This is a genomic window from Bradyrhizobium cenepequi, from assembly GCF_020329485.1.
Lineage (GTDB): Bacteria > Pseudomonadota > Alphaproteobacteria > Rhizobiales > Xanthobacteraceae > Bradyrhizobium > Bradyrhizobium cenepequi.
Genome location: NZ_JAGKJI010000096.1, coordinates 1 through 10777, shown reverse-complemented (window position 1 = coordinate 10777; position 10777 = coordinate 1). Strand labels below are relative to the sequence as shown.

General features: G+C 64.1%; 11 protein-coding genes. 2 read left to right on the top strand and 9 right to left on the bottom strand.

Features of this window, described 5'->3' with window-relative positions; translation table 11 throughout:
- From J6497_RS39530 to J6497_RS39490, 9 genes are all read right to left on the bottom strand, one after another.
- A partial coding sequence (locus J6497_RS39530; protein ID WP_225709250.1) for a transposase occupies positions 1 to 221 on the bottom strand: 221 nt, incomplete at its 3' end.
- Positions 222 to 322: 101 nt separating this feature from the next.
- The gene (arfB, locus tag J6497_RS39525) at positions 323 to 742 is read right to left on the bottom strand and encodes an alternative ribosome rescue aminoacyl-tRNA hydrolase ArfB (protein ID WP_225709560.1); all 420 of its coding nucleotides are present in this window, start codon (positions 740 to 742) and stop codon (positions 323 to 325) included.
- 286 nt (positions 743 to 1028) lie between these two features.
- Positions 1029 to 2396, bottom strand: a complete 1368-nt coding sequence (locus tag J6497_RS39520) for a M16 family metallopeptidase (protein WP_225709563.1) — start codon at positions 2394 to 2396, stop codon at positions 1029 to 1031.
- Between the two features lie 59 nt (positions 2397 to 2455).
- Positions 2456 to 3844, bottom strand: a complete 1389-nt coding sequence (locus tag J6497_RS39515; RefSeq protein WP_225709559.1) for a M16 family metallopeptidase — start codon at positions 3842 to 3844, stop codon at positions 2456 to 2458.
- A 104-nt stretch (positions 3845 to 3948) separates the two neighbouring features.
- On the bottom strand, positions 3949 to 4674 hold the full coding sequence (locus J6497_RS39510) for a hypothetical protein (RefSeq protein ID WP_225709558.1): 726 nt from the start codon (positions 4672 to 4674) through the stop codon (positions 3949 to 3951).
- A 102-nt stretch (positions 4675 to 4776) separates the two neighbouring features.
- Entirely contained in the window at positions 4777 to 5274 is a 498-nt protein-coding gene (gene lspA / locus J6497_RS39505; RefSeq protein WP_225709562.1) for a signal peptidase II, read from the bottom strand.
- Between the two features lie 146 nt (positions 5275 to 5420).
- Complete coding sequence (gene ileS, locus J6497_RS39500; RefSeq protein WP_225709557.1) at positions 5421 to 8420, bottom strand: isoleucine--tRNA ligase; 3000 nt, start codon at positions 8418 to 8420, stop codon at positions 5421 to 5423.
- Positions 8421 to 8618: 198 nt separating this feature from the next.
- Entirely contained in the window at positions 8619 to 9170 is a 552-nt protein-coding gene (locus J6497_RS39495; RefSeq protein WP_225709556.1) for a sugar O-acetyltransferase, read from the bottom strand.
- Positions 9167 to 10090, bottom strand: coding sequence for a bifunctional riboflavin kinase/FAD synthetase (locus J6497_RS39490; protein ID WP_225709561.1), 924 nt, complete (start codon positions 10088 to 10090; stop codon positions 9167 to 9169). The genes J6497_RS39495 and J6497_RS39490 overlap by 4 nt, the downstream gene beginning before the upstream one ends.
- Here J6497_RS39490 and J6497_RS41830 point away from each other — a divergent pair.
- Together J6497_RS41830 and J6497_RS39480 are read left to right on the top strand one after the other, a co-directional pair.
- Positions 9992 to 10264 carry a hypothetical protein gene (locus tag J6497_RS41830; RefSeq protein ID WP_225709564.1) on the top strand — a complete coding sequence of 91 codons (273 nt, stop codon included), beginning with the start codon at positions 9992 to 9994 and terminating at the stop codon, positions 10262 to 10264. The genes J6497_RS39490 and J6497_RS41830 overlap by 99 nt on opposite strands.
- A 103-nt stretch (positions 10265 to 10367) precedes the next feature.
- Positions 10368 to 10763, top strand: coding sequence for a response regulator (locus tag J6497_RS39480; RefSeq protein ID WP_057835874.1), 396 nt, complete (start codon positions 10368 to 10370; stop codon positions 10761 to 10763).
- Positions 10764 to 10777: the final 14 nt, after the last annotated feature.

Genomic DNA, 10777 nt, shown 5'->3' with positions numbered 1-10777 from the left:
TCGGACAGTCCATACCATTGCTGCAGCAGCAGCGCCTTGAACATCACCAGCCGCGGGTAGGGCGGCGCGCCACGCTCCGGTTCCGGAAGGCCGCGCAGCACAAGCTCCACAGCCGCCCAATCGACCAGCTCGCCGATCCGCTTCAACGCTGGATTGCCTTTTCCCCGCCGCGATACCAGCGCATCTGCGAAGCTCGGTTGTCCAACCCGCCGATATGTCACTCCAGCCCCCTCTCCGATCCTCTCTTAGAGAATCGCAGATTCGCCCATTATGCAAAGCTCTCGCTTGCGGGAGAGGGGGCGCAGCGTCCGCGCTTTCAACATCAATCCTCAAACCTGCGCGCGCCGCGCCGTGCCTTGATGTCGCTGTGGCGCTTCTTGCCTTCGAGGCGGCGCTGCTTGGAGCCGAGTGTCGGCTTGGTTGGCCGGCGCGGGGTCGGCCGCACCATCGCCTCGCGCAAGAGTTCGAGCAGGCGCTCGATCGCATCAGTGCGATTGCGTTCCTGGGTGCGGAAGCGCTGGGCGTGGATCACGATCACGCCGTCCTTTGTCATGCGCTGGCCGGCCAGTCGGACCAGCCGCGCCCGGACATCCTCGGCGAGCGCTATTCTGCGCGTGTCGAACCGAAGCTGCGCGGCGGTCGCGAGCTTGTTGACGTTCTGCCCGCCCGGCCCCGAGGCGCGCACGAAGCTGATCTCGATATCGTTCTCATCAATGAAGAGGTCGCGGGCAACCCGCAGCATGGCATCACCGGTGGCGGAATAAGATTCGTCCGCCGCACCATAGCGGGTTTGTGAGACGCGCGCCTGCCGGACGTCCGGAGGTCTTTGCGGTCGACAGCCGTGCCTGCGCCTCCTCGACCACAGACCCTCATCCTGAGCAGCCGCGCAGCGGCGTCTCGAAGGATGGCCACGGGCGAGATCGGGGAGCCTCATGGTTCGAGACGCCGCTGCGCGGCTCCTCACCATGAGGGACCGCTAGCGTCGCTCGCGGCCCGCAGGCTGCGGTAGCAGCGCGCGAGAAAAGCACTCAGTTCGGCGCGGACGGCTTGGCGGCTGACGGTGCGGCGGCCGGTGGGCTCACGGTGGCCGGCGGCGTCGCGGCCGATGGCGTGCTCACCTGTTGAGCTGCGGCTTGCGGGGTGCGGCCGACGACGACCGTAAGCAGGCCCTGGCCCCAGAGCCGCTGCGATACCTTCCTGGCATCGTCCAGCGTCACCGCATCGACGATGGCGTTGCGCTTCTCGATGTAGTCGATCGGCAGCTTGTCGATCTGATACTGCAGCATCGCCTGTGCGAGCTTCGACGAGGTGTCGAGCGCCAGCATCTGCGAACCCTTCAGATAGGACTTGGCTTCGTCGAGTTCCTTTTGGGTCGGGCCTTCCTCGGCCATGCGGCGGACTTCCTTGTCGATCGCGTCCACCGTTTCGCTGGCGCGATCGGCGCGGGTGCCGGTATTGCCGATGAACAGCGCGGAATGCTCCATCCAGACCAGCGCTTCATAGATGGAGTAAGCAAGCCCGCGCTTCTCGCGCACTTCGCGGTAAAGCCGCGATGACAATCCGCCGCCACCGAGAATGTGGTTGACGACATAGGCCGGCATGAAATCCGGTTCGCTGCGGCGGATGCCGGGGCCGCCGAAGGTCACGACCGTCTGCGGCACGTCGAGCGGAATGAAGGCGCGCTGCGGCGGCTTGGTCACGACAACGTCGGCGACCGGCGTCAGCGTTGCCTTGGCCGGCAGGCTCGCGAAGGTGTGGTCCAGCAATTTGCCGAGCGTGTCCGGATCGACATCGCCGACCACGGCGACCTTGAGCGTGTCCTTGGCGAGCACGCGGCCGACATAGTTCTTGAGCTCGGCGATCTCGATCTTCGGCACGCTCTCGAGCGTGCCGTGGGCATGGCGGCCGTAGGGATGGTCGCCGAAGGCGACTTCGAGGAATTTGCGGCCTGCAAGCGCGCTCGGGTTGGTGGATTCACGCCGCAGGTTGGACAGCACCTGCGCGCGGATGCGCTCGACGTCGCTCACCTCGAAGCGCGGCGAGGTCAGCGCCGTGCGCAGGAGATCGAAGGCCTCGTCCTTGTTGTCCTTGAGCATGCGCAGCGAGCCGCGGAAATGGTCGCGGGTCGAGGAAAAGCTCAATTCAATGGCGCGCCGATCGAGCCGCTCATGGAAGGTCCTGGAATCGAGGTCGCCGGAACCTTCGTCGAGGAGGTCGGCCACCAGATTGCCGACGCCGGGCTTATTGGCGGGATCCTGACTGGCGCCGCCGCCGAAGCCATATTCCATCGCGATCAGCGGCACGGTCGAATCCTGCACGAACCAGGCCTCGATGCCGCCGGGCGAGATCAGATGCTGGATCTTGGTTGCAGCTCGCGACGGGCGCGATGCGAGCATCGTCGTCAGCGCGAGTGCGCTGCCGGCGATCAGGACCGAACGCCGTGTGAGAGAATAGGTCACGAGCGCTTCTCCTCGCGTTTGGGCGCAACATCCTTGATCAGGTAACCCGTCACCGAACGTTTCTTGTCGAGCCAGGCTTGCGCGGCCTCGCGGACCTGCTCGGCGGTGACGGCGCGGATGCGGTCCGGCCAGCTCCTGATATCATCGACGCTCAAACCCGTGGTGAGGGCGCCGCCATACCAGCGCGCCAGCATCGCCTGATTGTCCTGTGCGTAAATCGACGCCGCGATCAATTGGGTCTTGACCCGCTCAAGATCTTCGGCGCGCGGTGGGTTCCGCGCGATATCGGCAATGACCTTGTCGATCGCTTCCTCGATCTGCGCGAACTCGACGCCGGGCTTGGGCGATGCTGAGATGACGAACTGCGACGGGTCGAGCGCGGTGCCCTGATAGTTGGCACCGGTCGAGATCGCGAGCTGACGGTCGATCACCAGCGAGCGGTACAGATAGGAATTGGCGCCGCCGCCCATCAGTTGCGCGAGCACGTCGAGCGCGGGGCTCTCGCCTACCGCAGCGGTGGCAGCCGACGGGACCAGGTAATAGCGGCGCAAGGTCGGCTGCTCGACGCGCGGGTCGGCCAGTGTCACCGTGCGCGGGGACACCGGCGTCGGCTCCTGCGGGCGCAGCCGTTTGGCCGGGATCGACGGCTGTGCGGGGATGTCGGCGAAATTCTTCTCCACCATCGGGCGGATCTCGCTCGCGTCGACGTCGCCGGCGATGATCAGGATCGCGTTGTTCGGCGCATAGAAGCGCTTGTAGAAGGCGAGCGCGTCCTCGCGGTCGAGCTTCTCGATCTCCCGGTGCCAGCCGATCACCGGACGGCCATAGGGGTGGTTGAGATAGAGTGCGGCCATGATCTGTTCGGTCAGCCGCGCATCCGGATTGTTGGCGACGCGCATGTTGTATTCTTCCAGCACCACGTCGCGCTCCGGCAGCACGTTCTCGTCGTGCAGGATCAGGCCAGTCATCCGGTCGGCCTCGAATTCCATCATCTTGCCGAGCTGCTCGCGCGGCACGCGCTGGAAATAACCGGTGTAGTCGGTCGAGGTGAAGGCGTTCTCATTGCCGCCGACCCGCAGCACGGTCTGGGAGAATTCGCCGGCCGGGTGCTTGGCCGTTCCCTTGAACATCAGGTGTTCGAGGAAGTGCGCCAATCCCGATTTGCCGGGGGTTTCGTCCGCGGAACCGACCTTGTACCACATCATCTGCGTCACGACCGGGGTGCGGTGATCGGGGATCACCACCACCTGCAGGCCGTTACGCAGCGCGAAGCTTGCGGGACGTTCCGAGGTGATCGTGGTCTGGGCAATGGCGTGAGAGGCGGAGAGGGGCGCCGTCGAAAGCAATCCGGCAACAAGGGAAACGGCAAGGCGGTGCTGGGACATCAGGACCTATCTAAAAAACCCGGAGCAATATTGCTCCGGGTATCACGGCATCATAGGCCGCGCGTAAAGGCTGCCAACCTCACGAAGGCGAGAGACGAGATTAATTAATCGCCATACTTGCCCTGGGCCGGGTTGTATTCCTTGTTGAGCGATTCCTTCGGCCCCGTGCCATAGGCGTAATTCGGCGATGGCGTCTGGTAGCCGGGCGGCGGCTGGGTCAACGATTCCCGGGTCGGCTCGCTCTTGAAGGTCGCGGTCTCCGTCTTGCTGCCGCCGAACAGGCCGCTGAAACCGCCCTTATAGCCGAGCTGCTCCGGCGAAAGGATCGCGTTGGCGCCGGGGTTGCCGCCGGGCTGGTCGACCGACTCGCCGCCGGTGGACGTCTTGTCGCTCTTCTGAGCGAGCTCGCTCGGCATCAACACACGGCTGGCTTCGCGCGGATCCTTGTTCGTGTTCTTCCGCGACGTAATTGCCGCCTTGCGGCGCTGCTCGTCCGGGTCCTTCGGCCAGTTCGGCACCTTGGCTTCGACGGACGAGGCGGGCGCGGGCAGGTTGAGGCTGGGAGGCACGACCAGCGGCGAACGCTCGCGATAGTCGATGCCGCGGTTTTCCATGTTGGTGCCGCCGAGGCCCTTCATGATGCCTTCGATGACCTTCTCCTCGAAGGTCTTGTCGTCTTCATCGTCCTCGTCGTCGCCGGCCCGCACCGGACTTGCGGCCATCACAAGGCCGATGCCAAGGGCGACTGCGGCGAGCCGCAATCCGCGTGTCAGGACTTTCCAGGCAGTCGAAGCGTTGGCTTCCGAGGCGTTGGCTTCAGCGTGACGCATCGCGCTCTTCCCCACTCTTAAATTCGCTCGGGCGATCACCGGCTTAGGCGCGGTTCCGCCCTTGAAATCCTACCCGCTCGCTGAGGGCCGTATCGGCCTCGATCAGGGCGCTTTTGCGGCGGGTACCCCTAGAAAAGAATCATACAATAGGGCTGCTACCCCGGCAACGATCGCCACATCCGCAAGGTTAAACACGTACCAATTGACCGTCTTTTCCCCGATCTGGACGTGGAACAGCGCGAAATCGACCACCGCGCCATAGGCGATGCGGTCGATGGCGTTGCCGATCGCGCCGCCGATGATCAGCCCGAGCGCAATGGTCGCAAGCAAGGTACGTGAATACGCCATCCAGATCGCCAGCGCCACGACTGCGATCGCCTTGACTGCCATCAAGAGAAGCTGGGCTGTCGGGCTGTCGCTCTGGAACCAGCCGAAGCTGATTCCGACGTTCCAGGCCAGCACCAGGTCGAAGAACGGCGTCACCTTCACCACGCCGCGCCGGGCGAGGTCGAACGAGAACAACAGCCAGAGCTTCGACGCCTGGTCGAGGATCAGCGTGATGACGGCCGCGATGATGCCGGCGCGCAGGGGAGGGGTCATGCCGCCGTTGGCTCCGCCGTCGTCCCGGCGAAAGCCGGGACCCGTAACCCCAGGCAGGAGTCGTTTGAACGAATTTGCGTCATCTGCCATCGCCCATTCCGGACAGCGGTGGTTGGGTCCCGGCTCAAGGCCGGGACGACGAGAAGTTAGGCGCTGACACCGAGCGCCTTCCACTCCCGCAACGCTTGCGCGTCGCGCGGGGAGACGTCGGGATATTCGGCGTCCTCGCCGACGGTGGGCAGGATCTTCCACGAGCGCGCGCATTTGCGCCCTACCGCCTTCTCGACCACCACCGCAACGCCCGGCACGTCGCTCAGGCGGAATGCATCCTCCGGCGCGTCCTGGTTGGTCACCATCGCGTTCGAGGTGATGCAGATTTCCGCGAGGTCGACGTTGAACAGCGTGTCGAGCATCTCCTGGTCGGAGACGTAGACCAGCGGCGAAGCCTCCAGCGACGAGCCGATGTTCTTGGCGGCCCGCTCGATCTCGAGCGCGCCGGTGACGACGCGCCTGATGTCGCGGAGGGTCTCCCATTTGGTGGCCAGCCGCTCGTCGCGGAATTTCTCGAGCCCCTCGGGGAACAGCGTCAGGTGCACCGAAGGTTCCGCATCCTGCTTGTACATCCGCCACGCCTCGTCGGCGGTGAAGCTGAGCACCGGCGCGAGCCATTTCAGGATCGCGTCGCAGATCGTGTCGATCGTCGTCAGCGCCGCCTTGCGCGCGACCGAGGACGGCGGGTCGCAATAGAGCGTGTCCTTGCGAATGTCGAAATAGAACGCCGACAATTCCGTGTTCATGAACGCGGCAAGGGTTGCGACCACGGTCTTGTAGTCGAATTCGGCGTAAGCCTTGCGGATGATCGCGGCCTGGCCGGCGAGCTGATGCAGCATCAGCCGCTCAAGCTCGGGCATCTCTCCATAGGCGACCTTCTCGCTTGGCGTGAAGTGATGCAGCGTGCCGAGCATCCAGCGCACCGTGTTGCGCAGCTTGCGATAGGTCTCGATGGTGTTCTTGAGGATTTCCGGGCCGATGCGCTGGTCGTCGGAATAGTCGGTCGCGCAGACCCAGAGCCGCAGGATATCGGCGCCGGAATCCTTGATCACCTTCTGCGGCTCGACGGTGTTGCCGAGCGATTTCGACATCTTGCGGCCGTTCTCGTCCAGCGTGAAGCCGTGGGTCAGCACGACGTCGTACGGCGCGCGGCCGCGGGTGCCGCAGCTCTCGAGCAGCGAGGAATGAAACCAGCCGCGATGCTGGTCGCTCCCTTCCAGATACATCACGGTGTCGTCGCCGCCGTCGACCTTGCGCTTGATGCCGGCCAGCCCCGGGAAGTGCACGGGGTCTTCCAGCACGAAGGCGTGCGTCGAGCCGGAGTCGAACCAGACGTCCAGGATGTCGTCGACCTTCTTCCAGTCCTCATTGGCAAGCCGCCCGAGGAATCGCTCGCGCGCGCCGTCGGCGTACCAGGCGTCAGCGCCTTCTTTCTCGAAGGCCTCAGCGATGCGCTGGTTGACCGCCTCGTCCCGCAGGATCTCCGCCGAGCCGTTGTCCTTCTCGCGCACGAACACGGCGATCGGCACCCCCCAGGCGCGCTGGCGTGAGATCACCCAGTCGGGACGGTTCGCGATCATGCCGTTGATGCGGTTCTGGCCGGCCGGCGGCACCCATTGCGTCACCGAGATCGCCTGCAGCGCGCGGGCGCGCAGCGTGTCGCCGGGTTTTGCCTTGACGTCCGTCGCGATGTCCTTGTCCATCGCGATGAACCATTGCGGCGTGTTGCGGAAGATCACCGGCTTCTTCGAGCGCCAGGAATGCGGATATTGGTGCTTCAGCCGCCCGCGCGCGAGCAGCAGGCCGCGCTCGATCAGGGCCTTGATCACCGCCTCGTTGGCGTCGCCCTTCTCGCCCTTGTCGTTGATCACGCGTTTTCCGGTGAAGCCCGGCGCATGATCGGTGAAGGCGCCGTTCTCATCGACCGTGTAGGGGATCGCGGGATTGATGCCGCGGCTTTCCAGCTCGCGCGCATTCGCCGTCCAGACGTCGAAGTCCTCACGGCCATGGCCCGGCGCAGTGTGCACGAAGCCGGTACCGGTATCGTCGGTGACGTGATCGCCCGCGAGCAGCGGCACCGTGAATTCGTAGCCGCCGGCGAAACCCTTCAGCGGATGTGCCACTTCGATGGCGTCGAGCGTGTCGGCAGGCAGCTCGCGCGCCTTCTCGTAGGCGGTGACGCGCGCCTGCTTGAACACGCTTTCGGCAAGCGCATCCGCCAGGATCAGGAGATCACCGCTCTTCGCCCAGTTGTCGGCGGGCGCGTCGGTGACCCTGTAGAGGCCGTAGGCGATCTTCGGCGAGAAGCTGATGGCGCGGTTGCCGGGCAGCGTCCATGGCGTCGTGGTCCAGATCACGACGCTCGCGTTCGCCAGCACGCCATGCGCGGGCGAGGTGACCGGAAACTTCACCCACACCATGTCGGAGGTGTAGTCCTCGTACTCGACTTCGGCCTCCGCCAACGCGGTCTTCTCCACCACGCTCCACATCACCGGCTTGGAGCCGCGGTACAGCGTGCCGTTGGCGACGAACTTCATCAATTCGCGGGCGATCTGGGCTTCGGCCGGATAGCTCATGGTGGCGTATGGATGCGCCCAGTCGCCGATCACCCCGAGCCGCTTGAACTCCTCGCGCTGCACGTCGATCCAGTGCGATGCGTAGGCGCGGCATTCTTTCCGGAACGCCACCATCGCCGCGGAGTCGCGGAAATCCGGCTTCTGCTTGCCCTTGCGGCGGTAGTTCTCCTCCTCGATCTTCCACTCGATCGGCAGGCCGTGACAGTCCCAGCCCGGCACGTAGTTGGAATCGAAGCCCAGCATCTGCTGGCTCTTGGTCACCACGTCCTTCAGGATCTTGTTCAGCGCGTGCCCGATATGGATGTTGCCATTGGCATAGGGCGGGCCGTCATGCAGCACGAATTTGGCGCGGCCTTTCGCGGACTGGCGCAGCTTCTCGTAAAGGTCGATCTCGTTCCAATATTTCAGGATTTCCGGCTCGCGCTGCGGCAGGCCGGCGCGCATCGGGAATTCGGTCTGCGGCAGGAACAAGGTCTTGGAATAGTCTCTGGCGTCGGACTTTTGCGGCTTTTCAGACATCGGATCAGGTTTGACTGGGATGGGCGCGCTTAGCGATCTATCGCGGGGGGAACATGAAAATCCCGGTCTTGCGCCGAGCCTTGAGAGCTCACGCGGAAGCCGGGCCGCTAATGCCGATGGTGCGCCGTATCAACATGGGGCCTTCCATAGCAGCCGGAACGGGAAATCGCAAAGGTTCCGGGCTGCAAGTCTGGTTTATCACGGACGCGGCCGGGCCGGATTTCCGGTGACGATTTGCCCTGCGGCGACGTCCCGGGTGACCACGCTGCCGGCGCCGACCACCGCGTCGTCGCCGATCGAGACGCCGGGCAGGATGATGGCGCCGCCGCCGATCCAGACATCGCGGCCGATCCGCACCCGGCGGCCGAATTCGAGGCCGCTGCGCCGGGTCTCGGCATCACGCGGATGGTCGGCGGCATAGATCTGCACGGCGGGGCCGATCTGGGTGCGGTCGCCGATAACGACCTCGACGACATCGAGAATGACGCAGTTGAAGTTGAGGAAGACCTCCTCGCCCAGATGAATGTTGTAGCCATAGTCGCAAAAGAACGGCGGACGGATCACAGCGCCCTTGCCGACATGGCCGAAATGTTCCGACAGTAGCGCATGTCGTTCCGATACCGGCGCGGCCAGGGCGGCATTGTAGTGCGCGAGCCAGGCCTTGTTTGCGGCGGCGTCAACCTGCAGTTCCGCATCACCCGGGCGATACAATTCGCCCGCCAGCATCTTTTCTTTTTCGGTCTTGCTCAATCGATCGCTCCGAGCTTCGGGAACGCCCCTGGTGCCGCGGCGAGCTGCGTTCTGGCGCGCGCGCTGTCGTCGTCCATCTGGCGGATCAACGCTTCAATGTTGTCGAATTTCAGCTCATTGCGGATGAAGCCGATGAAGGCGACGTCGAGAACGTTGTCGTAGAGGTCGCCCTTGAAGTCGAACAGGAACACTTCGAGCAATGGCGCACCATTGTCGAAAGTCGGGCGACGGCCGAAGCTGGCGACGCCGTCGATGCGTTCCGAACCACGACCGACCCGCACGGCATAGATGCCGTGCTTCAGGCCGCAATTCTTGTCGAGGCGTATGTTGGCAGTGGGATAGCCGAGGTTGCGGCCTCGCTTCTCGCCATGGATCACCTTGCCGGTGACGAACCAGGGACCGCCCAGCATGGCGGTGGCGTCCTCGATCTGGCCTTCCGCGAGCGCCATGCGGATGGCGCTGGAGGAAACCGGCCGCTCCTCGATGTCGACATGGGCCTGGACGTCGACCTCGATGCCGAGCCGCGGCGCCTCGGCGACGAGCAGGCTCGGCGAGCCGACCCGGCCCTTGCCGAAATGGAAGTCGTAGCCGACGGCGATACCGCTGATCTCGAGCCGTCCGATCAGGTCATGGTGGATGAAATCCTGCGCGCTGGTGCCGGCGCGGTTCTTGTCGAAGGTCATCACCACGGCGCCGGCAAGCCCTGTGCCTGCGAGCAGGCGCAGCTTATTGGTTTCGTCTGTCAGGCGGAATTGCGGTGTGTTCGGGCTGAAGAAGCTGCGCGGATGCGGCTCGAACGTCAGCGCCAGCGCGGGCTTTCCATGAGCCTTGCCGATTTGCAAGGCGGCCTCGATCACGGCGCGGTGACCAAGATGGACGCCGTCAAAATTGCCCATCGCCACCACGGCCCCCCTCGGGATCGCGCTCTGAGGCGTATTGTCGCGAATAACAGTAAAACCAACAGTCATTTTCTCTTGCGTTCTTCAGGAATTCTTAAGGTCGATTGGCGCGCCGGGACGGTGCTTGCCGGCACCATCGGAGTCAAGCGCGCGAAATCGCATCAAAACGGACGCAATCCGCCCCAAGCCGGTTAACGCGCTGTTTAACGCCTGATGCTACAGGTTCGGGCAAGGGCTGCGGGTCGCGCAGACCAGTAGTTTTTTTGTGCAAGCGTCAGTGTCGTCTGGGGGAGAGAAGATGGCGGTTGATTTGTCCATGCCGGTTCTGGTGGTCGATGACTACAGCACCATGATCCGCATCATCCGGAATCTTCTGAAACAGCTTGGTTTCGATAACATCGACGATGCGTCCGATGGCTCCGCAGCGCTGAACAAGATGCGCGGCAAGAAGTATGGTCTCGTGATCTCCGACTGGAACATGGAGCCGATGACCGGCTACGACCTGCTCAAGGAAGTCCGCGCCGACCCCAACCTCGCCACGACGCCCTTCATCATGATCACGGCGGAATCCAAGACCGAGAACGTGATCGCGGCCAAGAAGGCCGGCGTGAACAACTACATCGTCAAGCCGTTCAACGCGGCGACGCTGAAGACCAAGATCGAGGCGGTCTTCCCGGACATGGCAACGGCGTAAATCTCCACCTCGCC

Bases quoted from the DNA above. Each gene is read 5' to 3' on its own strand.
- ileS (WP_225709557.1), bottom strand. From the start codon at position 8,420: ATGTCTGAAAAGCCGCAAAAGTCCGACGCCAGAGACTATTCCAAGACC.
- J6497_RS41830 (WP_225709564.1), top strand. From the start codon at position 9,992: ATGAGCCTTGCCGATTTGCAAGGCGGCCTCGATCACGGCGCGGTGACC.
- lspA (WP_225709562.1), bottom strand. From the start codon at position 5,274: ATGACCCCTCCCCTGCGCGCCGGCATCATCGCGGCCGTCATCACGCTG.
- J6497_RS39510 (WP_225709558.1), bottom strand. From the start codon at position 4,674: ATGCGTCACGCTGAAGCCAACGCCTCGGAAGCCAACGCTTCGACTGCC.
- J6497_RS39515 (WP_225709559.1), bottom strand. From the start codon at position 3,844: ATGTCCCAGCACCGCCTTGCCGTTTCCCTTGTTGCCGGATTGCTTTCG.
- arfB (WP_225709560.1), bottom strand. From the start codon at position 742: ATGCTGCGGGTTGCCCGCGACCTCTTCATTGATGAGAACGATATCGAG.
- J6497_RS39480 (WP_057835874.1), top strand. From the start codon at position 10,368: ATGGCGGTTGATTTGTCCATGCCGGTTCTGGTGGTCGATGACTACAGC.
- J6497_RS39520 (WP_225709563.1), bottom strand. From the start codon at position 2,396: ATGCTCGCATCGCGCCCGTCGCGAGCTGCAACCAAGATCCAGCATCTG.